At 33.7% G+C, this 24,669-nt stretch carries 25 protein-coding genes; 10 read left to right on the top strand and 15 right to left on the bottom strand.

Features of this window, described 5'->3' with window-relative positions; translation table 11 throughout:
* Positions 1-82: 82 nt before the first annotated feature.
* Complete coding sequence (gene frr / locus QLQ96_RS02970) at positions 83-646, bottom strand: ribosome recycling factor (RefSeq protein ID WP_482494542.1); 564 nt, start codon at positions 644-646, stop codon at positions 83-85.
* A 159-nt stretch (positions 647-805) separates the two neighbouring features.
* Entirely contained in the window at positions 806-1,513 is a 708-nt protein-coding gene (pyrH, locus tag QLQ96_RS02965; protein ID WP_482494540.1) for a UMP kinase, read from the bottom strand.
* Positions 1,514-1,706: 193 nt separating this feature from the next.
* On the opposite strand from pyrH, the gene QLQ96_RS02960 reads away from it, so the two are divergent.
* Positions 1,707-2,324 (top strand): thioredoxin family protein, encoded by a 618-nt coding sequence (locus QLQ96_RS02960; RefSeq protein ID WP_482494538.1) that lies wholly within the window; start codon positions 1,707-1,709, stop codon positions 2,322-2,324.
* A 330-nt stretch (positions 2,325-2,654) separates the two neighbouring features.
* Here the strand turns inward: QLQ96_RS02960 and truB are convergent, their stop codons facing one another.
* From truB to QLQ96_RS02935, 5 genes are all read right to left on the bottom strand, one after another.
* Positions 2,655-3,344 (bottom strand): tRNA pseudouridine(55) synthase TruB, encoded by a 690-nt coding sequence (gene truB / locus QLQ96_RS02955; RefSeq protein WP_482494536.1) that lies wholly within the window; start codon positions 3,342-3,344, stop codon positions 2,655-2,657.
* Positions 3,344-4,141: an undecaprenyl-diphosphate phosphatase gene (locus tag QLQ96_RS02950; RefSeq protein WP_482494534.1), complete on the bottom strand. Its 798-nt coding sequence runs from the start codon at positions 4,139-4,141 to the stop codon at positions 3,344-3,346. The genes truB and QLQ96_RS02950 overlap by 1 nt, the downstream gene beginning before the upstream one ends.
* A 95-nt stretch (positions 4,142-4,236) precedes the next feature.
* A complete protein-coding gene (locus QLQ96_RS02945; RefSeq protein WP_482494532.1) occupies positions 4,237-4,488 on the bottom strand; it encodes a DUF3098 domain-containing protein in 252 nt (83 codons plus the stop codon).
* A gap of 75 nt (positions 4,489-4,563) precedes the next feature.
* On the bottom strand, positions 4,564-5,439 hold the full coding sequence (locus QLQ96_RS02940; RefSeq protein ID WP_482494530.1) for a cell division protein FtsX: 876 nt from the start codon (positions 5,437-5,439) through the stop codon (positions 4,564-4,566).
* A gap of 211 nt (positions 5,440-5,650) precedes the next feature.
* Positions 5,651-5,998: a winged helix-turn-helix domain-containing protein gene (locus QLQ96_RS02935; protein ID WP_482494528.1), complete on the bottom strand. Its 348-nt coding sequence runs from the start codon at positions 5,996-5,998 to the stop codon at positions 5,651-5,653.
* A gap of 197 nt (positions 5,999-6,195) precedes the next feature.
* Between QLQ96_RS02935 and leuS the strand changes: the two genes are divergently transcribed.
* Positions 6,196-9,060: a leucine--tRNA ligase gene (leuS, locus tag QLQ96_RS02930; RefSeq protein WP_482494526.1), complete on the top strand. Its 2,865-nt coding sequence runs from the start codon at positions 6,196-6,198 to the stop codon at positions 9,058-9,060.
* A gap of 327 nt (positions 9,061-9,387) precedes the next feature.
* Here the strand turns inward: leuS and QLQ96_RS02925 are convergent, their stop codons facing one another.
* On the bottom strand, positions 9,388-9,783 hold the full coding sequence (locus QLQ96_RS02925; RefSeq protein WP_482494525.1) for an MmpS family transport accessory protein: 396 nt from the start codon (positions 9,781-9,783) through the stop codon (positions 9,388-9,390).
* A gap of 166 nt (positions 9,784-9,949) precedes the next feature.
* On the opposite strand from QLQ96_RS02925, the gene QLQ96_RS02920 reads away from it, so the two are divergent.
* The 3 genes from QLQ96_RS02920 (at position 9,950) to QLQ96_RS02910 (ending at position 13,371) form a co-directional block, all read left to right on the top strand.
* Positions 9,950-11,962 (top strand): ATP-binding protein, encoded by a 2,013-nt coding sequence (locus tag QLQ96_RS02920; RefSeq protein WP_482494523.1) that lies wholly within the window; start codon positions 9,950-9,952, stop codon positions 11,960-11,962.
* A complete protein-coding gene (locus QLQ96_RS02915) occupies positions 11,952-12,581 on the top strand; it encodes a response regulator (RefSeq protein WP_482494521.1) in 630 nt (209 codons plus the stop codon). Before QLQ96_RS02920 ends, QLQ96_RS02915 begins: the two co-directional genes overlap by 11 nt.
* 103 nt (positions 12,582-12,684) lie before the next feature.
* The gene (locus QLQ96_RS02910; protein ID WP_308852342.1) at positions 12,685-13,371 is read left to right on the top strand and encodes a zinc metallopeptidase; all 687 of its coding nucleotides are present in this window, start codon (positions 12,685-12,687) and stop codon (positions 13,369-13,371) included.
* A 397-nt stretch (positions 13,372-13,768) separates the two neighbouring features.
* Here the strand turns inward: QLQ96_RS02910 and QLQ96_RS02905 are convergent, their stop codons facing one another.
* The 3 genes from QLQ96_RS02905 to QLQ96_RS02895 form a co-directional block, all read right to left on the bottom strand.
* Complete coding sequence (locus tag QLQ96_RS02905) at positions 13,769-14,239, bottom strand: Lrp/AsnC family transcriptional regulator (RefSeq protein ID WP_008465121.1); 471 nt, start codon at positions 14,237-14,239, stop codon at positions 13,769-13,771.
* Between the two features lie 255 nt (positions 14,240-14,494).
* Positions 14,495-15,244 (bottom strand): uroporphyrinogen-III synthase, encoded by a 750-nt coding sequence (locus QLQ96_RS02900; RefSeq protein ID WP_347050869.1) that lies wholly within the window; start codon positions 15,242-15,244, stop codon positions 14,495-14,497.
* A gap of 14 nt (positions 15,245-15,258) precedes the next feature.
* Entirely contained in the window at positions 15,259-15,927 is a 669-nt protein-coding gene (locus tag QLQ96_RS02895) for a DUF4271 domain-containing protein (RefSeq protein ID WP_482494518.1), read from the bottom strand.
* A gap of 107 nt (positions 15,928-16,034) precedes the next feature.
* Here QLQ96_RS02895 and QLQ96_RS02890 point away from each other — a divergent pair, with 107 nt between their 5' ends.
* From QLQ96_RS02890 to QLQ96_RS02880, 3 genes are read left to right on the top strand one after another with little or no spacing between them, the layout of a single operon-like run.
* Positions 16,035-16,760: a polyprenol monophosphomannose synthase gene (locus QLQ96_RS02890; protein WP_482494516.1), complete on the top strand. Its 726-nt coding sequence runs from the start codon at positions 16,035-16,037 to the stop codon at positions 16,758-16,760.
* A 10-nt stretch (positions 16,761-16,770) separates the two neighbouring features.
* Positions 16,771-18,111 (top strand): dihydroorotase, encoded by a 1,341-nt coding sequence (locus tag QLQ96_RS02885; protein ID WP_482494514.1) that lies wholly within the window; start codon positions 16,771-16,773, stop codon positions 18,109-18,111.
* Positions 18,112-18,120: 9 nt separating this feature from the next.
* Positions 18,121-18,609 carry a DUF4296 domain-containing protein gene (locus QLQ96_RS02880; protein WP_482494512.1) on the top strand — a complete coding sequence of 163 codons (489 nt, stop codon included), beginning with the start codon at positions 18,121-18,123 and terminating at the stop codon, positions 18,607-18,609.
* Here QLQ96_RS02880 and QLQ96_RS02875 read toward each other — a convergent pair.
* The gene (locus QLQ96_RS02875; protein ID WP_482494510.1) at positions 18,604-19,605 is read right to left on the bottom strand and encodes an NAD-dependent epimerase/dehydratase family protein; all 1,002 of its coding nucleotides are present in this window, start codon (positions 19,603-19,605) and stop codon (positions 18,604-18,606) included. The genes QLQ96_RS02880 and QLQ96_RS02875 overlap by 6 nt on opposite strands.
* Before the next feature lie 221 nt (positions 19,606-19,826).
* On the opposite strand from QLQ96_RS02875, the gene tyrS reads away from it, so the two are divergent.
* Together tyrS and QLQ96_RS02865 are read left to right on the top strand one after the other, a co-directional pair.
* Complete coding sequence (tyrS, locus tag QLQ96_RS02870; RefSeq protein WP_482494508.1) at positions 19,827-21,122, top strand: tyrosine--tRNA ligase; 1,296 nt, start codon at positions 19,827-19,829, stop codon at positions 21,120-21,122.
* A 162-nt stretch (positions 21,123-21,284) separates the two neighbouring features.
* On the top strand, positions 21,285-21,629 hold the full coding sequence (locus QLQ96_RS02865) for a hypothetical protein (RefSeq protein WP_482494507.1): 345 nt from the start codon (positions 21,285-21,287) through the stop codon (positions 21,627-21,629).
* A 64-nt stretch (positions 21,630-21,693) separates the two neighbouring features.
* Here the strand turns inward: QLQ96_RS02865 and QLQ96_RS02860 are convergent, their stop codons facing one another.
* From QLQ96_RS02860 to QLQ96_RS02850, 3 genes are all read right to left on the bottom strand, one after another.
* Positions 21,694-22,674, bottom strand: a complete 981-nt coding sequence (locus tag QLQ96_RS02860) for a LuxE/PaaK family acyltransferase (protein ID WP_482496912.1) — start codon at positions 22,672-22,674, stop codon at positions 21,694-21,696.
* A gap of 138 nt (positions 22,675-22,812) precedes the next feature.
* Positions 22,813-23,151: a T9SS type A sorting domain-containing protein gene (locus QLQ96_RS02855; RefSeq protein ID WP_482494505.1), complete on the bottom strand. Its 339-nt coding sequence runs from the start codon at positions 23,149-23,151 to the stop codon at positions 22,813-22,815.
* Between the two features lie 107 nt (positions 23,152-23,258).
* On the bottom strand, positions 23,259-24,443 hold the full coding sequence (locus QLQ96_RS02850) for a hypothetical protein (RefSeq protein WP_482494504.1): 1,185 nt from the start codon (positions 24,441-24,443) through the stop codon (positions 23,259-23,261).
* Between the last annotated feature and the right edge of the window lie 226 nt (positions 24,444-24,669).

The raw sequence follows: 24,669 nt of genomic DNA, 5'->3' as shown, positions 1-24,669 counted from the left end.
TTTCGTATGCAAAAATAGCAATAAAAAAATCCGTCTGGTACAATAAACCAAACGGATTTTTTATTTTATCTCAATCTGAGGGTTACACCTTCATGATTTCAGCTTCTTTTGCAACCAATAACTCATCAATTTTTTTGATGAAAGAGTTTGTTAAGTTTTGAACTTCTTCTTCTGCAGATTTACAGATGTCTTCAGATGTTCCTTCTTTTTCTAATTTTTTAATATCGGTATTGGCATCCTTGCGAGAATTACGAATACCAATTTTAGCATCTTCAGCTTCAGATTTTGCTTGTTTAGCTAAATCGCGACGACGCTCTTCTGTTAAAGGCGGTACGCTGATGATTACCATATCACCGTTATTCATTGGGTTAAAACCAATGTTAGCGATCATAATTGCTTTTTCAATTGCTTGCAGCATATTTTTTTCAAATGGCTGTAATGTAATTGTTCTAGCATCTGGAACACTAATTTTAGATACTTGAGAAAGCGGCGTTGCAGATCCATAATAGTCTACAAAAACACCTCCAAGCATAGCTGGAGAAGCTTTTCCTGCACGAATATTAAGAAATTCTTTTTCTAAGTGTCCAATAGTACCATTCATTGATTCCTCAGTACTTTCTAAAATAAAGTCTATTTCTTCAGTCATTTTGTTTAGATTTTTTGTCCCGAAATTTCGGGATAGAAGATTAGATTTTTAGACTTTAAAAATGGTTTCTTCTAATTTACTAACTAATATTATTTTGTTTTTTAGATTGCTTTAATGTCGGTTAAGAATTTAGTCTAAAATTCTAACAATCAAAGCAGTCTAGACACTTACTACAGTTCCGATATTTTCACCTGCGCAGATTTTCAAAAGGTTTCCGATTTTATTCATATCAAAAACAACGATTGGCAGTTTATTTTCTTGGCTTAAAGTAAATGCAGTTGTATCCATTACATTTAATCCTTTTTTGATTACATCATCAAAAGAAATAAAATCAAATTTTACTGCAGAAGCATTTTTTTCTGGATCAGAATCGTAAACACCATCAACGCGAGTTCCTTTAAGGATAACATCAGCATTGATTTCGATACCTCTTAAAACTGCTGCTGTATCAGTTGTAAAATATGGATTTCCAGTTCCGGCACCAAAAATTACAATTCTGCCTTTTTCAAGGTGGCGATCAGCTCTTCTTTTAATGTATGGTTCTGCAATAGATTCCATTTTCAAAGCTGTCTGCAGACGCGTTTTCATTCCTTTATCTTCAAGAGCGCCTTGCAAAGCCATTCCGTTGATAACAGTTGCAAGCATTCCCATGTAATCTCCTTGCACTCTGTCCATTCCTGCGCTTGCTCCGGCAACGCCTCTAAAAATATTTCCTCCTCCAATTACAATAGCAATTTCTACGCCTTTGTCGTGAATCTGCTTGATTTCATCTGCATATTCGCCTAGTCTTTTCGGGTCAATACCGTATTGTAAATCACCCATTAAGGCCTCGCCGCTAAGTTTAAGAAGAATTCTTTTATATTTCATGTGTGTGTTGCGTTAATTTGTGCAAATATAGACATATTCTGATTTTTAAAAATAATGTTTGCAAAAAATTAATTGCCGTTGCAATTTTAGATTTAAAATGGCTTTAAAGTTACTTGATTTAAATGTGATAAATGTCATTTCGCCGTCTTTCTAAAATTCGTATTTTTATTGTATCCTAAAAACAAAACAAAATATGAAAAGCATCGTAGCCAAAGCGTTATTCAATAGTCATCCTTATGTTGAATATAGAAAAATAGTAACCGATTTATTGTCTGAAGGAAAATCAACTGGAAATGAACAATCTGAAAGTCTTACCAATTATTCTAAATTGAATGAAGCTCGAATGAATAGGCTGGAAAAAACGATAACTATTTCAGATACTGTTTCAGACAAACTTCAAAACCTAGACAATCATTACATTTGGTTAGTTCTCTCTGAGGGCTGGTGTGGTGATGCAGCACAAATTCTTCCAATTTTAAATAAAATGGCTTTGGCTTCCAATAAAAAAATTGAGCTAAGAATTGCATTGCGCGATGAAAATGATGATTTGATGAGCCATTATTTGACTAATGGCGGAAGAGCAATTCCGAAAATAATTGTTATTTGTAAAGAAGCTGGAATTGTACGTGCTGATTGGGGGCCAAGACCAAAAGGCGCAACTGAATTAATGGCAAAACATAAAAGAGAAGTTGGTGCTATTGACGAGAAAATAAAAACCGATTTGCAGTTATGGTATTTAGCAGATAAAGGAATTTCGGTTCAGGAAGAGTTGGTCGAAATAATGGAAAATATTAAGTATAATAGACTTTAGTCGGATTAATGTGTTGATAAACAGGTTGTATGTTAATAAAATTATCTTAAAGTCTTTTTGACTTAAATATATTTTTGTAACTTAGTAAAACTAATCCCACATCTATTATAACTTTCAGGTTTACTCTTTTTATTGGTGTTTATTTAATGTTTAACAATTAAAAAATACACTATTATGAAAAAGTTATTCGAAAGGTTTTATGATTTCTTCTCTACATTTTTATTTGGAGGAAAGAATGTGCCTCACTATTGAGTTTAGATAAGTATGGAATAAAATTACTTATTTAAGAGAGAGCTTGGCACATTACTAAATAAAAAGTAATGTGCTTTTTTATTTTAGACTTTCTTCAAATAAAGTAATGTCAATTGCATTTTTTACGTCATAATCGCCAATTTTAGTTCGGCGTAAAACGGTTAAATGCGAGCCAGAATTCATTGCTTTGCCAAAATCGTAAGCTAAAGAACGAATATACGTTCCTTTAGAACAAACTACTCTAAAGTCTATTTCAGGTAATGCGATTCTTGTAATTTCAAATTCGTGAATTGTAGTTTTCCTGCTTGCAATTTCTATTGTTTCGCCTGCACGAGCGTGTTCATATAAGCGAACACCATCTTTTTTAATCGCAGAAAAAATTGGCGGTTTCTGGTCGATTTCGCCTAAAAATTGTTTTACAGTTTCGTGAATCAAATCTTCATTTATATGATCGGTTGGAAAAGTCTGATCGATTTCCGTTTCTAAATCATACGATGGAGTAGTAGCTCCAATGTAAAATGTTCCTGTGTATTCCTTTGCCTGACCTTGTAATTCGGAAATTCTTTTTGTGAATTTTCCTGTACAGATCAATAGAAGCCCAGTAGCTAAAGGATCTAAAGTTCCTGCGTGGCCAATTTTGAACTTTTTTGGAAGTCCAACTTTATTAATTAAAAGGTATTTTAATTTATTGACAGCTTGAAATGAACTCCATTTTAAAGGTTTGTCAATCAATAAAACCTGACCTTCTAAATATTCTTCGGGTGTCATTATATAATAGTAAGCGGATGAATGAAAAAGTGAATCAATAATAAAATGATTCCGGCAATAATTCGGTAATAACCAAAAACTTTGAACCCGTTTTTAGTCAAAAATCCGATGAAAGTTTTAATCGCTAAAAGCGCTACAACAAAAGCAACAATGTTTCCGATAACAAGCATGTTTACTTGGTCGTGAGACAATTCGAAACCAGCTTTATAATAGTCATAACATTTTTTTGCAGTTGCGCCTAACATGGTAGGTACGGCTAAGAAAAATGAAAACTCTGCAGCTGTAGTTCTTGATAATTTTTGAGACATTCCGCCAACAATACTGGCTCCGCTTCGAGAAACTCCAGGGATCATCGCAATACATTGAAATAATCCAATTTTAAAAGCTTGCAAGTAACTGATTTCTTGAGAAGTTTCAGCTGTATTTGGGTTGTTAAACCATTCGTCGACTTTCAATAAAATAATTCCTCCAATTAAAAGAGAAACTGCAACCGTTATTGGATTTTCTAATAAGCCATCAATAAAATCGCTTAATAATAATCCTAAAACAACCGCAGGAATGAAAGCAACTAAAAGTTTAAAGTAAAAATCAAGTGTTTGAAAAAAGCGTTTGAAGTATAAAACCACAACCGAAAGTATAGCGCCAAGCTGAATAACGATGGTAAAAAGTTTGGTGAAATCTTCGTGAGCGATTCCAAAAAATGAAGAAGCAATAATCATGTGACCTGTTGAAGAAACAGGTAAAAACTCTGTAATTCCTTCAATAATGGCAAGAACAATAGCTTGTAATGTGTTCATTTAAATTAGATTTTTAGACTTCTTAGACATTTTAGACTTCTTATATTTTTTAGAAAAGATTAAATATATAAGAAGTCTAAAATGTCTAAGCAAGTCTATTTTGATTTTTTGAATATAGAATAAATCGTGATTCCGAAACCGATTAAAACAGTTGTTGGCGCTAAACGAATACGTCTAAAACTAAAAATGTCTTCATTAAAAACATTTGGATCTTTACTTCCTCCGCCAGACATTAAAACAAATCCAAGTGCTATAACCGCGATTCCGATTAATAGGATTTTATAATTAATTCCGTCAAAAAGAAATTCTTGTTTTTGAACTTGTTGTTCTTTATTGTTGTCTTTCATTTTTTATTTTTTTATCCCCGAACAAAGCGAAGGGCAATTTATTTCAATCTAAAATCTACAATCAGCAATCTAAAATTAATAAAGATCGTCAGTTCTTAAATTCAAGAAACGTTGTGTTGCAAAATGCGTACTAACCCAAGTAATTAAAACTCCTAATCCGAAAACGGCAACCAAAACTAAACCAGTTAAAGCTTTATCTTCTAGAATTCCTAAACCAGGAAAATTAGTATCTACATATAGTAAAAGTGCGATTAAAGCAATAATTGCCAAACCTGCACCAAGCATTCCAAGTTTTACACTTCGCATTACAAATGGTTTACGGATAAACGCTTTTGTAGCGCCAACCATCTGCATAGTTTTAATGATAAAACGATTTGAATGTATCGATAAACGAAGTGAACTATTGATTAATAATACAGCAATTACAGTCAAGAAACCGCTGATAATTAAAATCCACATACTTACTTTTCTAATATTGTCATTTACCAGATTTACCAATTGTTTGTCGTAAACAATATCTGAAATCATAGCATTTTTGCGAAAGTTGTTTTCAATCTTAACAATACTGTCTCTTTCTACATAATCTGCTTTTAAGTGAATGTCGTATGAATTCAATAACGGATTTTCTCCCAAGAAAGTTAAGAAGTCTTCTCCGATGATATCAGTATGTTCTTTTGCTGCTTTTTCTTTTGTAACATAAACAAAAGATCTCGCAAAAGGCGCTCTTTTAAGTTCAGTATTAAATGCTTTGATAATACTGTCGTTTGCTTCATTTTTAAAGAAAACTGTCATTGCGATTTTTTCTTTAAAATCGTCGGCTAGCTGTTTAGAATTAATAATGAATAATCCCAGTACTCCCAAAAGGAATAAAACCAAGAATACACTTAATACTACCGAAAAATAAGAGGAAATTAACCTGCGCTTTTGAAATTTATCAAAGTTAGAACTCATACTGTGCTTAAATTATGTGGTAAAAATAATAAAGAATTTCTTTATTTAAAGTTATTAACGAACTTTTATACTATAAATGTACGATTCCGTATTGAATAAAATGTCATTTAACCGCAAAGTGCACAAAGATTTTTTGAGTTTGAATGATTTGTAAAACCCAAAGTTCGCAAAGCTTTACTGGTAAAAACTTTGCGAACTTTGCGGTGAAGTATTAAAATTTTAAATTTCGAGTTTCCTTTTGCGCGAAATCTTTAATGCGTTTTTCAATTTCATAAAAAACAGCAATTGCTCGTTCGCCGGCTTCGGTTAATTTTGCTCCGCCACCGCCTTTTCCGCCCAAAAGTTTTTCCACTAACGGACTTTCAGCACGTTGGTTCATTTCTTCAACCAATTGCCAAGCCTGACGATACGCCATTTTCATTTCTTTTGCAGCATTAGTTATCGAACCCGTTTTCTTGATATTTTCAAGAAGCCAGATTTTCCCAATTCCGAGAAATGCGCCTTCCGCTTCTTCAATCCAAACGCGGACTTCAACTTTATATTTCTTATTTTCAGTCATCAAGTTTAGAATAAATAAGTATTATTTCAATACAATAATAAGTATTTTTACTTAACGCAGAATACGTAAAAAGTAATTTTATTTGTTTGTCAATGAAATAGCTTTGGTACAATGCGCAATAAATGTAAATTTGCGCCTTAATTAATTTAGTGAAAAGCCTTAGAACCTTAGTCACTTAGAATCTTAGTCACTTAGAAATGAAATACAATCCAAACGAAATAGACGCCAAATGGCAGAAATATTGGGCAGAAAATCAAACTTTTGCCGCAAAAAATAATTCTGAACAACCGAAACATTATGTTTTAGACATGTTTCCTTATCCGTCAGGAGCGGGATTACACGTTGGGCATCCGCTGGGTTATATTGCTTCAGATGTTTATTCTCGTTTCAAAAGACACCAAGGATTCAACGTTTTGCACCCAATGGGATACGATAGTTTCGGATTGCCAGCAGAGCAATATGCAATTCAGACAGGTCAGCGTCCAGAAGATACAACTCGTGTAAACATTGACGGTGGAGTTGATAAAGAAGGAAAGCAAATCGCTGGTTACAGAAAACAATTAGATAAAATCGGATTTTCATTTGATTGGGCGCGCGAAGTTCGTACGTCAAATCCGGATTATTACAAACATACACAATGGATTTTTATCCAATTGTTCAATTCATGGTACAATAAAAATTCAGATAAAGCAGAAGATATTTCGACTTTGGTTTCCATTTTTGAAAAAGAAGGAAATGCAAATGTAAAAGCAGTTTCGGATGAAAATATTATTGCTTTTTCGTCAAGCGAATGGAACTCGTTTTCGGCTGACGAACAAGAAAAAATCTTACTTCAATACCGATTAACGTATTTGGCAGAAACAGAAGTAAACTGGTGTCCTGGTTTGGGAACGGTTTTGGCAAATGACGAAATCGTAAACGGAGTTTCTGAGCGTGGAGGTTTTCCTGTTATAAGAAAAAAAATGACACAATGGAGCATGCGAATTTCTGCATATGCAGAGCGTTTGCTTAACGGATTAAATGATATTGATTGGAGTGAATCAATCAAAGAATCACAAAGAAACTGGATTGGAAAATCAGTTGGAGCAATGGTTACTTTCAATGTGAAAAATCACGATGAGGTAATTGATGTTTTCACAACTCGTCCTGACACAATCTTCGGAGTAACATTTATGACTTTGGCACCAGAACATGATTTGGTTGCTAAAATTACAACTTCAGAACAAAAAGAAGCTGTTGAAGCGTATATCGAAAAAACTTCTAAACGTTCTGAGCGTGAGCGTATGGCCGATGTAAAAACGATTTCTGGTGTATTTACTGGAGCATATGCAGAACATCCATTTACTAAAGAACCAATTCCGGTTTGGATTGGAGATTATGTTTTGGCAGGTTACGGAACAGGAGCAGTTATGGCGGTTCCTTGCGGTGACGAAAGAGATTATGCTTTTGCTAATTTCTTTAAAGGTCAAAACGGAATGCAGGAAATCAAAAATATCTTCGCAAATGTTGATATTTCTGAAGCTGCTTACGGATCAAAAGACAACGTTGAAATCGCAAATTCTGATTTCTTAAACGGATTAAATTATAAAGAAGGAACTAAAAAAGCAATCGAAAAACTGGAAGAAATTGGTCAGGGAACTGGAAAAACCAATTACCGTTTGCGTGATGCTGTTTTCTCTCGTCAGCGTTATTGGGGTGAGCCATTCCCAGTTTATTATGTGAATGGACTTCCAAAAATGATTGGCACACAACATTTGCCAATTATTTTGCCAGAAGTAGAGAAATATTTGCCAACTGAAGACGGATTGCCACCATTAGGAAATGCTGCAGTTTGGGCTTGGGATACCAACCAAAATAAAGTTGTGAATACAGATTTAGTTGACAATGTTTCGATTTTTCCTTTAGAATTAAACACAATGCCAGGTTGGGCGGGAAGTTCATGGTATTGGATGCGTTACATGGATGCGCACAATGAAAATGAATTTGCAAGCAAAGAAGCTTTGGCTTACTGGGAAAGTGTAGATTTATATATTGGAGGAAGCGAGCACGCAACAGGTCACTTATTGTATTCTCGTTTTTGGAACAAATTCTTAAAAGATAAAGGTTTTGCTCCAACTGAAGAACCATTCAAAAAACTGATCAATCAGGGAATGATTTTGGGGACTAGTGCTTTTGTTTATAGAATTGAAGGAACAAATAGTTTTGTTTCTAAAAATAAAATTGGTGATCAAAAAGTGCAGCCAATCCACGCTGACGTCTCAATGGTTAATTCTTCTGATGAATTAGATGTTGAAAAATTCAAAGCTTGGAGAGAAGATTACGCTGGTGCGGAATTTATCTTAGATGATAACGGAAAATACATTGTTGGTCGCGAAGTTGAAAAAATGTCAAAATCGAAATACAATGTAGTTACTCCAGATGATATTTGTGATGAATACGGAGCTGATACATTACGTTTGTACGAAATGTTCTTAGGGCCATTAGAGCAAGCAAAACCTTGGAATACTGCCGGTATTTCAGGAGTTTTTGGTTTTCTTAAAAAATTATGGAGATTGTATTTTGATGATAATGGATTAATCGTAAACAACGACGAACCAACAAAAGACAATTTGAAAACGTTGCATAAAACAATCAAAAAAGCAGCTGATGATATTGAGAATTTCTCTTTCAATACTTCGGTTTCGCAATTTATGATTTGTGTGAACGAATTGTCTTCTCAAAACTGTCATTCAAGAGCGATTTTAGAGCCTTTAGCAATTTTGGTTTCACCTTACGCGCCGCATATTGCTGAAGAATTATGGTCGCAATTAGGACACACAACTTCAATTTCTGATGTTGCTTTCCCAATTTTCGAAGAAAAACATTTGATCGAAACCAATAAAGAATATCCAGTTTCTTTCAACGGAAAAATGCGTTTCACAATCGAATTGCCTTTAGATTTAACCAAAGAACAAATCGAAGAAATCGTAATGAAAGACGAAAGAACGCAAAAACAATTAGACGGTAGAACACCAAATAAAGTGATTATCGTTCCTGGAAAGATTATCAATTTGGTTGGTTAATCAAATAAAATCTAAATATTTAAAATCCCAAATCTATTAGAGTTTGGGATTTTTTTTGTGCAATTTTTTCCGCCACGAATTCACGATTTTTTTTGCAATTAATTCGTGAATTCGTGGCGGAAAATTACCAGAATCAGTTTGAAATTTTTTTGTTTCGTTTTGTCAGTCTGGGCGAAGTCGAAGACAACGCCAGTAACTCTACAAAGATTGGCGATTTAGATTGCAGGTCTTTGACTTCGTTTATCTTAGCTTCTTTGCATAAAAAAAGCTTCGTATAAACGAAGCTTTTTTACCAAAAACAAATAATTTAAATTCTAATTTTTTCAATTATTGAGGAAAAACATAGGGAGTAAGTGATAATACAATTATTCCATCTCCATTTGCTGTTGCAGTTACCTCATTTACAACTTTTCCGCCAACATAAATTTTTCCAGTAAGCGTTTGTCCAGCAACACCTCCGTATCCGCTAGCGCTTAAAGATGCGCCTAAAGATTTTGCTTCAGCAGTAAATTCTTTTATCCATGGAAGTTTAGTGAGATCTTCATTTAATACATTTCCTCCTTTTTCAAAATAAGTAGTAGATGAAGTTCCAGTGTAATTTCCAGTTATTTCGTATTTAACATCTCTTGAGCTAGATCCTTTATCGTCATTATCGCTGCTGCAAGAAACCGCGGTAAAAGCAAGAGTCAATACTATTGCTAAGGTTTTCAAAATTGATTTCATAATATATTCTTTGATTAATATTCAGATTATAACAAAATTACCTTCTTAAACCTGATAGGTCAATACCTGATAAAATGTATTTTTTTTTACCTGATATCAGGTAAAAGAGAGTGATTTCTTTTTGAAAGTCGTTAAGCTTTAATAACTTTGAGTAAATGCCATATTTATGAAGAGAATCTACGCCTTTTTATTTTTTTTATTTTTTACCGCAATTTCCAATTCACAAGTAATCCTTTCATTAGATGACGATACGGTTTATATTGACAGTATTGTTAAAATCACAAAAAACACAAAATCCGATAGTATCAGAAGTTTGAATAGTTTCAGATTGTCAAAACTATTTTTGATGTCTCAGGACGCGAAAAAATCTAAAGAATATCTTGAGCAGGCAAATCATTTAAAAGTTAAGTTTCCTTTTTTGAGAGACGCTTCTATTTTTTATAATGCTTATAGTTTTGTTGAAAAAGGCGATTTGGAAGGTTTCGAAAAAGCGTTGCTAGATGCAAACGCCAAACTCAAAAAATATCGTAATAAAGAAGCGTATAAACTTCGTGCTGTTATACTTCAGAATTACGGCATAATGCAGCAGCGCAAGAATAATGAAAACGAGTATATGAAATTGCTTGTCAATGAAGCGATTCCGATTGCTAAAAGAAGTGGCGATTACGAATTGATCAGTGCTTTAAATAAAGCTGTCGCTATTATTTTTATGAATAATGATGAACGCGAAAAAGCTGCAGAATATCTGGATCAAGCGCAAAAATATATTGAAAGTGCCACGAAAAAATCTGCAACTTTAGCAGAATCTCGAATGGAAACTTATATTATAAATGCTGAGAATTTAGTAGAGCTTAAACATTTCTATGATGCTAAAGAAATTCTCGATAAAGCGTATTCGACTTTAGAAAAATATCCAACATCGAACTTAAATGATTCTTATTTTTACTCAGAAGGGATTTATTATGCCAAACAAAATAAGCATTCTGAAGCATTAGCAAGTTTTAATAAAGGAATAAAATCGGCTGAAAGCCATAATAATGCTATTGCAGTAAACCGATTGAAGTTTGCAGAATATGAAGTGCTTTTTAAACTTAAAAATTATGATAAAGCCAAAAGCAATTTAGAATATTTGGTAGAAAAAACGCCTTTTATAATCGATAAGAAAAACTATTATAAAGAATTGTCAAAGGTTTATAATGCGACTAAGGAATATCCGAAAGCCTATTATTATTCAAATAAATACAATGTTATTAATGATAGTTTGAATGATGCAAAACTGAAAAATGAAATTGTAGAGCTTGAAGCAAAATATAAAAAAGCAGAAAGTGAAAAGAAAATTGGTTTGCTGCAGTCTGAAAATGAAAAAGCAGTTCTGCAGGTTAATAACAATCGTTTGAATATGATGCTTTTTGCAGTGCTTTCATTTGTGTTATTTTTGACGGTTTTGTTTTTGTGGAGCTGGAATAATTATCAGAAAAAAATAAGTTTTCAAAAAGAAGTCAATCATAAACAAGAGCTCGAAGCCTTAGAAAATGAGCAAAAATTATCTATTTCTAATGCGTTGATTGAAGGTGAAGAAATCGAACGAAAAAGAATCGCCAGAGATTTGCACGACGGACTAGGAAGTATGCTTTCTGGATTGAAAATTCATTTGAATCTTGCTGAACGCGAAAACAAAGAAAATGCGCCGAATATAAACGGAATGCTAAATGATTCGATAAAAGAACTTCGTAATATTTCTCAGAATTTAATGCCTGAAAGTTTGATGAAATTAGGACTCGAGCATGCGCTTAGAGATTTGTGCGCTTCACATTCAACTGCCGAAACTGCGATTGAATTTCAATATTTAATTAAAAAAACAAGTTTGCCACAGCATTTTAAAATTATGATTTTCAGAATCATTCAAGAGCTTTTAAATAATGCTTTAAAATATGCTAAAGCCTCTCAAATTCTAGTTTCGTGTTCGCAAAATAAAGATGTGTTTTTTATTACGGTTGAAGATAACGGAATTGGTTTCAATGTTGCATATGCTGAAAAGAGAGACGGAATGGGCTTGCGAAATATTAAAAATCGCGTGGCTTTTCTAAATGGAAAAATAGAAATAGATTCTGTTCAAGATAAAGGAACTTCGACTTATATCGAATTAAAGTATAACCCAAATCATAATTATGAAGTATAAAACGGTAATAGTAGACGATCATCCAATTGTGATTTCTGGAATTGCAGGACTATTGTCGGAATTAGATAATATAGAGATTGTTGAAAAATTCGAATCTGGAATTGCGCTTTTAGATTATATCGAAGACAATAACGTAGATTTGATTTTAATGGATATTTTTCTTCCTGTAATAAATGGAGTGGATTTGTGTAAAACAATCAAACAAAAACATCCTAAAATTGTAATTATAGGTATGAGCAGCCAATCTGAGAGAAGTTTGGTCATGCAGTTTATTCAGAATGGCGGTAACGGGTATATTCTTAAAAATGCTTCTTTTGAAGAATTTAAAGAGTGCATTTACAAAGCAATTGACGGCGAAATTGTTTTTAGTGAAGAAGTGAAAACCATCATCAGTCAGCCTTTGTCTGAAGATTTAGAAAGAATTCCGGCTTTAAGCCGAAGAGAGCGCGATATTGCTTTGTTGCTTTCGCAAGGAAAATCGACTCAAGAAATAGCCGACGATTTGTTTTTAAGTTTTTTAACGGTTCAAACGCATCGACGAAATATTCTTCAAAAGTATAAAATGAAAAATGTGGCAGAATTGATTGCTTTTCTGCTCAAAAACAACATGCTGAATTAAGTCAAAAATGGTATAAAAATGTCAAAATGGCATTTTGTTAAAATGGTTCGCATTTTGCAGTTTGTTTTGTAAATTTAAAAATCAATCTAAAAAACACAAAAAAATGGGATCAGGATATTTAATTATTGCTGGAGCTATAATGTTATTCAGCTGGTTGGTAAGTTCGCAACTGAAGAGCAAATTTGAATTGTATTCGAAATTGCAATTGAGAAACGGAATGAGCGGACGCGAAATAGCGGAAAAAATGCTTGCCGATAACGGAATTACAGATGTTCGTGTTATCTCAACGCCAGGTCAGTTGACAGATCATTATAATCCATCAGATAAAACAGTAAATTTAAGCGAAGCGGTTTATAATCATCGTAATGCCGCCGCGGCAGCCGTTGCTGCGCATGAATGCGGTCACGCCGTTCAGCACGCAATTGGTTACGAATGGCTAACAATGCGTTCTAAATTAGTACCGATTGTAAGCGTTGCATCTAATTTTGTACAATGGATATTACTTGCAGGAATTCTTATGATTAAAGTTTTCCCTGGATTATTGTTGGTCGGAATTGTGATTTTTGCAGCAACAACTTTGTTTACGATTATTACGCTTCCGGTAGAGTACGATGCTAGTAACCGTGCTTTGGCTTGGTTAGAAAACAAACACATGCTTACGCAAGAAGAGCAGGCTGGAGCAAAAGATGCTCTGAAATGGGCTGCAAGAACTTATGTAGTAGCGGCAATTGGTTCGATTGCAACGTTGTTGTACTATATTTCGATTTATTCTGGAAGTAGGAGAAACTAATTGGTTAATTGAGATAATTAGTCAATTAGATAATTTATAGCAAACCCGACAGTTTTTAAACATGTCGGGTTTTTATTTTAATATATAAGGTATTTTAATAAATTGTAAAATATAGCCCATGAAACAGCTACTATGAATATGGCATTTGCATAATTTTTATTTCCTGATTTGAAAAATTTGTAAAGAAGGAATATGCTGTAAATGATGCTTACGGGAATTGACAGCAAGAAAAAAAGATCACTGATATTTGGGACATGCGCATGGCTGACAGGCTGGAATGTTTTTATAAGGATGAACATTATAAAATACCCTATAGCAAATAATAATGTTTTGATTTCAGGGCGATTGAACATAAGGTTTAAATTATCTAATTTTCAAATTGGCACATTTTCTAATTCTAAAGCTGTATCTGTCTATCAATCTGCTGATCTAACGAAATAAAAGTCTCTGTTCTTGAAACTCCTTCAATGGCTTGAATTTTTGTGTTTAAAAGTTGCATTAAATGTTCGTTGTCGCGACAGATAATTTTAATTAAAACAGACCAGTTTCCTGTGGTGTAATGGCATTCTAAAACTTCTGGAATTTTTCTAAGTTCTTTTACCGCTTCTGAGTTTCTTGAAGCTTTGTCCAAATAAACTCCAACAAAAGCCATGGTATTATAGCCTAAAACTTTTGGATTTACAGTAAACTTAGATCCAGAAATAACGCCCGATTGTTCTAGTTTTTTTAATCTCTGGTGAATTGCGGCTCCAGAAATTCCGATTTTATTAGCGATTTGCAGGATTGGTTTTCGGGCGTCATCCATTAAATAACGAAGAATTTCTTTGTCGATTCCGTCAATTTCAATTAAAAGGGAGTTGATTTTCATAACTTACAATTTGAAACTATTTTTTTGATTTGGGTTATCAATAGAAATCAAATGTAGTTAAAATGCTCTGAAAATGGAAATGCCAATTTTTTAAGTTTCAAATTCCGAAACTGATAATGAAATCCCAATATTGAAATTCTAAATTCCAAATTTTGGCATTTCGATTATTTGTATAAAAAAAATCCAAATCCCAAGTGATTAGTTTGGAATTTGGATTTTTAATCCCGAAGTTTCGGGAGTATATTTTGTATAAGGTTATTTTCCTTTGTTTGCTTCTGCTACGTATTTTTCTAAAGCCATTGTCATAGAAGGCGTTTCAGGAGTTGGAGCAAGAATATCAATTCTTAAACCATGGTCTAAAGCTTCTTTCTGAGTTGTACTTCCGAAAACAGCAATTCTGGTATCATTTTGTTTGAAATCTGGAAAGTTTTTAAACAATGATTTAATTCCAGTTGGACTGAAGAAAGCTAAAACGTCATAATAAACATCAGCTAAATCAGATAAATCACTCATTACAGTTTTGTAAAAAATAGCTTGTGCCCAATCTACTTTTAGACCGTTTAATGTAACAGGAGCATCTGCATTTAATTGGTCAGATGCAGGAAGTAAAAACTTCTCATCTTTGTACTTCTTAATTAGCGGAGATAAATCTGCAAAATCTTTTGCTCCAACGTAAATCTTACGTTTTCTGTACACAACATACTTTTGAAGGTAAAACGCAACCGCCTCAGATTGACAAAAATATTTCAACCCTTCTGGAACTTTGTAACGCATTTCATCAGCAACTCTAAAAAAATGATCTACAGCATTTCGACTTGTTAAAATGATCGCAGTGTAATGATTAAGATCGATTTTTTGTAATCGAATCTCTTTTGCGCTAACCCCTTCTACATGAATAAATGGTCTGAAATCAATTTTTATTTTGTGTTTTTGTTGGAGCTCAAAGTAAGGAGAATTCTCCACTTTAGGTTCAGGCTGTGACACCAAAATTGTTTTCACTTTCATATTATAAATATTTTCTAAGCACTCCCTTTTGTAATCCAATAATAAAGAAAATAATAAGGGGCTATTTCAAGAGCGCAAAGATATAAAATAAAATAAAATAACTTGCCGATAATTACGTTTTGATACGTTTTAATTGAAATAAAGTAGGAGTATACGCTAATACACAAGGAAATACCGATGATTACCAACGGAATAACCTGCGGAATATTGTTGTAATAAAACAAAATAGCGTTAATTGGAAGGATTAAAACGCCAATATACGTCCTGTATGTTACTTTTTGCAGATTAAATAGCTCTACAAAGTCGTCAATATTGAATGAAGCTGCTACAATTTTTTCGATTAAATACTTTCCTAAAATGAAATAAAGCAGAAAAGTAGCAATCTGAATAAACAAAACCCAGTCGGTTTTTGATGCATGACCAAAAATATTCATCGTAAGCAGAATAAAAAAGGCAAAAGATACAACCTGCACAAAAAACAAACCAACTGTAAAGCTGTTTTTCATGTGGCTATTGTCTCGATAAATTTTAGCGTATTTATCAGAAAAAATAAGTTTACTAAATTCGCTAAATCTTGTTTCGTAAGCAGATTTTGTCATGGCAACAACGGCAAAGGTCAGCACAAATAAAAGTGTTGCCCAGTCTTTGTTTTCAATTATTCGAGGATGAAGTTGTTCAATCATAGCGATACAAAATTAGTAATTTTTTGGCGCAATACTTTTATTATATATTTATTATGAATCAAATGCTATAAAAAGTTTACTTTTGCGGTGAAATTACCGAGAAAAAAATGAATGATAGCATTGTCATAATTCCCACATATAACGAAATTGAAAACATAGAAAGTATAGTAAGGGCTGTACTTTCGCAGCATAAACCTTTTCATCTGCTAATTATAGATGATAATTCTCCAGATCAAACTGCTAAAAAAGTCATTGCTTTACAGGAAGAATTTCAAGGAAGACTTTTTTTAGAACAAAGAGCAAAAAAATCTGGATTGGGAACCGCTTATGTTCATGGCTTTAAATGGGCTTTGGAGCGTGACTATCAATTTATTTTTGAAATGGATGCCGATTTTTCGCATAACCCAAATGATTTAGAAAAATTGTATGATGCCTGCCATTTTGGTGGAGCAGATCTTGCCATCGGTTCTCGTTATGTAACTGGAGTAAATGTTGTAAACTGGCCTCTAAGCCGAGTTTTAATGTCTTACTTTGCATCTGTTTATGTAAAATTTATTACAGGAATGAAAATTCACGATGCAACAGCAGGTTTTGTTTGTTATAAGAGAGAGGTTTTAGAAAAAATCAATCTGAACAAAATAAAATTTGTTGGATATGCGTTTCAAATCGAGATGAAGTACAGAACCTATTGTGCCAAATTCCAAATTACCGAAGTCCCAATTATTTTTACAGACCGAACAAAAGGAGTTTCTAAAATGAGCAATGCCATTATTAAAGAAGCTATACTTGGAGTGATTTCGCTTAGATTAAGAAAATTAGTCAATTCATTATAAACCAACCGAAATGAACAGGATTTTAATAAAAAATGCCAAAATTGTAAACGAAGGGACAATTTTTGAAGGTGATGTTTTAATTGAAAACGATTTGATTGTTGAAATTGCAGACAGCATTTCATTAAAAACTTCAGATTGTATTGTAATTGATGCTGAAGGAAGTTATTTAATGCCGGGTGCGATAGACGACCAAGTGCATTTTAGAGAGCCAGGTTTAACACATAAAGGCGATATTGAATCGGAATCTCGTGCTGCGGTTGCGGGTGGAATTACTTCTTTCATCGAACAGCCAAATACGGTTCCGAATGCGGTTACTCAGGAAATATTAGAAGATAAATATCAAATTGCTTCTCAAAAATCATTTGCGAATTATTCGTTTATGATGGGAGCAACCAACGATAACTTGGAAGAAGTTTTAAAAACGAATCCAAAAAATGTTGCTGGAATTAAAATTTTCTTAGGTTCATCAACTGGAAATATGCTGGTTGATAATGAAGCGGTTTTAGAAAAGATTTTTTCAAGTACGCCGATGTTAATTGCGGTTCACTGCGAAGATGAAACTACAATTAAAAATAATCTTGCCACTTTTAAAGAGCAATATGGTGACGATGTTCCGGTAACGGCGCACAATTTAATTAGAAGTGCCGAAGCGTGTTACATTTCTTCTTCAAAAGCAGTAGCTTTAGCAAAACGTACTGGAGCTAGATTGCATATTTTCCATCTTTCTACTGCGAAAGAAATGGAATTGTTTACGAATAAAATTCCGTTAGAAGATAAAAAAATCACGGCAGAGGTTTGCGTACACCATCTTTGGTTTACAGATGAAGATTATAAAACAAAAGGAAATTTCATTAAATGGAATCCTGCGGTTAAAACTGCGGAAGATCGTGCAGAACTTTGGAAAGCTTTAAACGATGGAAGAATTGATGTAATTGCAACAGATCACGCGCCTCATACAAAAGAAGAAAAAATGCAGTCTTATTTGAATGCGCCTTCTGGAGGGCCGCTTGTTCAGCATGCGGTTGTAGCAATGTTTGAAGCGCATCATCAAGGGAAAATTACGGTGGAAAAAATCGTGGAGAAAATGTGCCACAATCCAGCTAAGATTTTCAAAATTGAAAAAAGAGGTTTTATCAAAGAAGGATACCATGCCGATTTAGTAATCGTTAATCCGAGTTTGCCTTGGAGCGTGAAATCAGAAAATATTTTATACAAATGCGGATGGTCTCCGTTTGAAGGATATACTTTCAAATCTAGAATTACTCATACTTTTGTAAACGGTGAATTGGTTTATAATAACTTCAAAGTAAAAGATACCAAAGCTGGTAAAAGATTATTGTTTGACAGATAAAAAGTAACTATGAAGAATTTTATAGTAATAATATTGGTTTTGTTTCTTTCTATAAGCTGTAAAAAAGAGATTGTAAAACAGCCAGCAAAGCTTATTGAGAAAGGAAAGATGATTGATATTATGTATGATTTGTCTCTTTTGGAAGCAATGAGATATCAGAAACCATTGTCTTTGGACTCGATAGAAAATGATCCGACGAAGTTTATTTTAAAAAAGTATAAAGTAGATAGTCTTCAATTTGCTCAAAACAATATGTATTATGCTTCAGATTATGAAAGCTATAAAGATATGTTTGATGAGGTAAATAAAAGGATTTCTGTAAACCAAAGAGCAGCAGATTCTTTAGCTAAAATTGATGAGAAAAAAGCAGCTAAGGAAAGTAAAAAGAAAGCTAAAGGAACCTCAAAAGATTCTATTCAAAAACCAGCTCCAAAAGTTAATGACGATTCTATAAGAAGAGCTCGCATGCAAATGAGAGACAGAACGAAAAAACTATAGTTTAGCGCTGTATTTAATATATTGATGTATATCAGTGAAAACCGTTCCTAGAGCGGTTTTTATTTTTTCATTACTATACAAATTCTTGGAGTACGAAGCTTTTGCAGTCGCTTTTGTAATGCTTCTTTTTCTGAAAAATAAAGTAGAAAATATTCCGTCAGCAATCCATAATACATTCATCAGGAAAGGCTTTGCATGAATATGCGGTCTTTTTACTTTTAAAGCATCTGAAACCGTGTTTAAAAGGTCTCTAAAAACAATATTGTCTGAGATAAGTGTGAAACGTTCGTTTTTTATTTCACTTTTCATCAAATTAAAACTCGTTTTTACAACATCATCAACCGAAATAAAACCAGTGCTTCCTAATGTGTAGAAAGGAATTCCTTTAGAAACTTTTCTATAGATTTCGCTGCTTCCTTCGTTAAAAATATCCATCATTTTTGGCGGACCTAAAATAACTCCCGGATTTACAATAATAACATTTAAGCCTTCTTGATGTCCGCGCCAAACTTCCATTTCGGCACCATATTTAGAAATGGCATAATCGCTATGCGGTTTTTCAGGATTCCAATCTGTTTCTTCTGTAATGTGGGTTTCGTGCGGAGCAATATCTCCTAAAGCCGCAATCGAACTGATGTAGCAAAACTTTTCTACTTCTTTGGCAATAGCAAAATTGACGATGTTAGCAGTTCCTTCGATGTTGGTTTTTCTAAGGATTTCTTCGTCTTTTGGTTCAAACGAAATAAAAGCTGCGCTGTGATATACTTGTTTGATATCGATAAAAGCAGTTTCTAATGAAGGGACGTCTAAAATATCGGCTTCAAGCCAATTGATTTTTTCAAACAAGTCCGCTTTTTTGTAAAAATCAAAAACAGATTTTGTTTTCTGAATATTGTTTTTAGTTCTATAAATTGCCCGAACATTTTCTCCATTTTCAATTAAATGAAGCAATAAATGTGCGCCAACTAAACCAGTTCCTCCAGTTACTAATACCATTTTGTAAAGATAAGTTTTTGTTTTTTTGCCGCAAAGTCGCGAAGGCGCAAAGTTTTTGTTTTTTGTTTTTTGCCGCAAAGGCGCGAAGGCACAAAGTTTTTTTTAAATCTTGGCACCTTTGTGACTTAGTGGCAAAACTTTTTTGGTCTTAGAGCCTTAGTGGCAGAAGTTTTTGTCATTACCATTGCCATTGTTTATATTTGCGCAAATTATTTAAAAAAATGAAGAATCTAGTTGAAGAATTAAAATGGCGCGGGTTATACCATGATAGTATGCCTGGAACGGAAGAACAATTGCTAAAAGAAGCAACCACTGCCTATATCGGTTTTGATCCAACGGCAGATTCACTGCACATCGGAAGTATGGTCCAGATTATTTTATTGGTTCACTTAAAGAATTTCGGACATAGACCGATCGCTTTAGTTGGTGGAGCAACAGGAATGATTGGTGACCCTTCTGGTAAATCTGATGAAAGAAACTTGCTTGATGAAGTATCTTTAGCTAAAAACGTAGCTGGAATCAAAAGTGTTTTGTCTCGTTTCTTAGATTTTAATTCAACCGAAGCAAATGCACCAGTAATGGTGAATAACTACGATTGGATGAAAGAATTTTCTTTTATCGATTTTGCACGTGAAGTTGGAAAAAGAATCACCGTAAATTATATGATGGCTAAAGATTCTGTAAAAAAGAGACTTAGCGGTGAAGGTGAGGGAATGTCTTTTACAGAGTTTACATACCAATTAATTCAAGGTTACGATTTTTATCATTTATATAAAAACAACAATTGTATTCTACAAATGGGAGGTTCTGACCAATGGGGTAATATTACCACAGGTACAGAATTAGTGCGTAGAATGGGAGGTGAAAATGCAAAAGCTTACGCCTTAACAACTCCTTTAATTACAAAAGCAGACGGATCTAAATTCGGAAAATCTGAAGGTGGAAATGTTTGGTTGGATGCTGATAAAACTTCTGTTTACAAATTCTACCAATTTTGGGTAAATACAACAGATGTAGATGCTGAGAAATATATTAAAATCTTTACTTTCTTAGATAAAGAGACTATTGATGCATTAATTGAAGAGCACAAAACAGCTCCGCATTTAAGAGTTTTACAAAAGAAATTAGCAGAAGAAATCACTGTTTTTGTTCACAATAGAGAAGAATTAGAAAAAGCAATTCAGGCTTCGAATATTTTGTTTGGAAATTCAACTGCAGAAGATTTGAAAAATCTGGATGAAACGACTTTTTTAGAAGTTTTTGACGGAGTTCCTCAAGCTGAAATCGCAAAAGCTGATTTAGAAAACGGATTGGAGATTATTACTGTTTTGAACGAAAAAACTGGTTTCTTTAAATCAAATGGAGAAGCGAGACGTGCTTTAACTGCAAATTCAATTTCTGTAAACAGAGAAAAGATAAAAGAAGATTTCGTTTTAACTGCAAATGATTTAATTAATAATCAATTTGTGTTATTGCAAAGCGGAAAGAAAAATTATTTTGTGATAAGAGTTGTTTAACCGTTTATTTGATTAATTGTTTAATCGATTGTAAAACGGTTAAACTAAAAATATAAATCCCAATTTTCGAAAGAATATTGGGATTTCTTATTTTAATTCGTTGATAATGAAAACAGAGTCTTTTTTTATTAAGTTTATTCCCTAAAACTAACTTAACTGAATATGATTGGAATTTTATTTATTTACTGGATCTGGAAAGGATTCACGGGTTTGGCCGAAGAATATGATAAAAACAAATGGGGCTATTTTATAATCGGAATAGTATCTTATTATGGAGGCACTCTCGTTGCGGGATTTGTTTTTGGACTTCTGTCGGCTTTTATTAATGGATTAGAAAGTGTTAATGATGAAAGTTTTACCAATCTAGGTTGGAATATTCTTTTTATGCTGTGTGGAGGTCTTACCTGTTACGGCGTCTACAGGTTGCTAGAAAATAAAGGCGAAAAAGAAAAAACACTTCTAAAAAAAGAAAGTATTGATAGTATTGGCGTAGTCGAGGAGAATTGATTTTTTGTTTAATCGATTTTGCATTAAACGATTAGCGATTACACAAATAAACGGTTAAACCAATTTAAAGAACCATCAAATTACAGCCACGAATATCAGAATTATCAAAACGTCCCAATACTTCAAAAGAATTGTTGGGATTTTTTTTGCCTAAATCTTGCGTAGCGATAAAAGAACACGAATTGATATTAGCCAAATCAATTACATTAATTCCGCCCGTTTTTCCGTCTTTCACGTAAGTGAGAGCATCTTCTGGATCGCGAACTAAAATATTCATCCAAGAAGGGCATTCAAAAACGCCTTCGCCTAAAGAATAGGCTTGCGCTAAAAGTTCGGTCATTCCGTATTCTGAATGAATAGATGAAACCCCGAAACCTTTGCATAAAATATCGTGCAATTCTTCACGAATCATTTCTTTGCGTTTTCCTTTCATGCCTCCAGTTTCCATAATAATGGTATTTTGAAGGTTGAATTGATGTTTTTCTATTAAATCTAACAAAGCGTAAGTGACACCAATTAAGATTACATTTTGGCCTGCTTCGTCAAGTTCAAGAAGTTTTTTGATTAGGTCGTCGTGATTGTGCAAATAAAACCCGCTTTCAGGCTGATTGGAGAGTTTTATTAAATCTTCTGCCATATAAATTAACGAAGAGCCTTCACGTTCTAAATAAGACGGCAAAAGGGCTAAAACAACATAATCTTCGATATTGCCGTAAAACTGAGAAAATCCTTTGCGGTAGCTTTCTTCATAAAGCGTAACATCGGTAACCAAATGTCGGCTGGTAATCATTCCGGTTGTGCCGCTGCTGGTAAAAGTTACTTGCGCAGGATCTGAATTAGAAACGACATCATGACTTTTGAAAAACTGAATGGGTAAAAAAGGAATTTGTTGCAACGATTTTACCTGCTGCGGATTGACTTTTAAAAAATCACAAAAGTCGCGATAGACTTTGTTGTTCTCGTGCTGAAAACGAAACACTTTTAGTGCTATTTTTTCAAATTGTTTCTGACTCGAAATGGTAAAGATATCGCTGGCTGTAATCAAAACTTTTTTTTGCAAAGATATCTATTTTTTAGTTTTCAGTCGCAGTCTCAGTCACAGTTTTCAGTTACAGTTTTCAGCAAAATTTGTAACTGAAAACTGTGACTGCGACTGAAAACTAAAAAAAGCTCCAAAGGAGCTTTATCTTATAATGAGTTTTCGGGTTGCCGATGCATTTTGTTCGCTTATTTTGATGATGTAAACACCTGGCGGTAATTCTGAAACGTTCAGCTCTCTTGAGACTAAATGCGCTTGCAATACTTTTTTGCCTAAGATGTCAAACACAATAATTTCTTTCTCCAAATCGTTTTTAGATGAGATATAGACTTTTCCATTTGTCACTGGGTTAGGATACAAGCTTAAACCCTCAATAGAAGTAGATTCCTGAGTTTTTGGTAATTGCTTGCTGTCTTGCGCTGAAACGCTTACAGTAAAGAAAAATGCCAATAAGAAAGTAATATAAAAGTAGTTTTTTGCCATCGCGTATATTTGATTAATGTAAATATACAAAAAAAAATACAAAAAGTACGCCAAAAAAAAACATCCTAAAGATTTAGGATGTTTTTAACATTATGTTTTCGAGGTAATTAGAAACCTACTGTCCATCCAGCAGCCCATGTTGGTTGAGCAACACCAGCTCCAGCTCCAGTTGCAGTAGCAGATTCTACTGATACAGCAGCTACGTCAGCAGAAGTTCCGTCTGTTTTCTTACCTTTAGTTTTTGTAGGTACATCAGCAACGTAAAGTACGTTTGAAACTTTTAAAGCTGTTGGTACAAAAGCGATAGTTTCATCGTTTTCAACATCGATACCAGTTTTCCATCCGCTTAAAACTACGTTAGAAACTTGACCTTTAGTTCCTCTTCTGAATTTGATACCTTGGTTTTCAGTGTATACAGTTGCATCTGCAGCACTTCCAGGTCCAACAAGAGTCATGTTAGTGATTGTTGGGTTAGCGATTGGAGTATTAGCGTATCCTAATTCGAAGTTATCAGCTTCAATTCCTCTGTTTCCTTTTCCGAAAGCTAATTTACCATACCAGTTAGTGTTTGTTCCAGACCATCCTTCAGTCCAGTCAAATTGATCATCTTCGTTACCGATAGCAACTAAGTTAGAAGTATTTACAGTTCCACCGAAGAATTCGAATCCGTCATCAGAACCGTGGAAAGCTTGTACGTTTTCAACAACAGTACCAGAACCAACTCCGAAGAAAGAAAGTGCGTTGAATTCTTTTTCAGTGTTGAAAGCAGCTCCAGCGTACTCGATTCTTAAGAATCTAATTACTCCAGAATTATCATTAGCAACAGTTCCACCGTAAGTTAAATCAGCAACCTCAGATTGAGCTGTACTTGCACCACCAGTTACACGGTTAATTGGTGCTTTTCCGCAGATTACTAATCCACCCCAGTCTCCAGCACCTTTAGTAGCTAAACCAGAAGTCATGATTACTGGTTTTGCAGCAGTACCGTTTACATTAATTTTAGCTCCTTGTGCAATTGCAATATAAGAAGATGTTCCTCCAACTCCTTGAATTACTGTTCCAGCAGGAATAGTAAGAGTAGCGCCAGAGTTAACTTGAATTTTTCCTGTTAACTTGTAAGTTGTTCCTGCATCAAGAACTACTTCTCCGTCAGTAATTGTTCCTTTAAAATCATTTGCGTTTACAACAAATGTAGATGTTGGTTTGTTGTTGTCGTCACTTGATGAACAGCTTGTGAATAAACCTGCAGATAAAGTAACAATTCCAATTAATTTTACAATTGAGTTTTTCATAATTGTGTTGATAATTTTGTGTTTAATTTCTTGAGGCAAAGATGGTTTAGAAATCCTTTTTAGATGTTAAGAAACCGTGATTGTTAGTTTAACAAAAACTGTATTTAATATTAAGAGAATGTTAGGTTTGTAAACTGAAAATAAATTGTTTTTGCTAGCCTAGAACCCGCGCGGTTTTGTAATTATAGAAATAAAAAAAGACCAGTTTAATAACTGGCCTTTTCTC

This window comes from Flavobacterium sp. B167r (assembly GCF_056824315.1).
The sequence above is the reverse complement of the archived record's forward strand: the minus strand, read 5'-3'. Positions and strand labels throughout refer to the sequence as shown.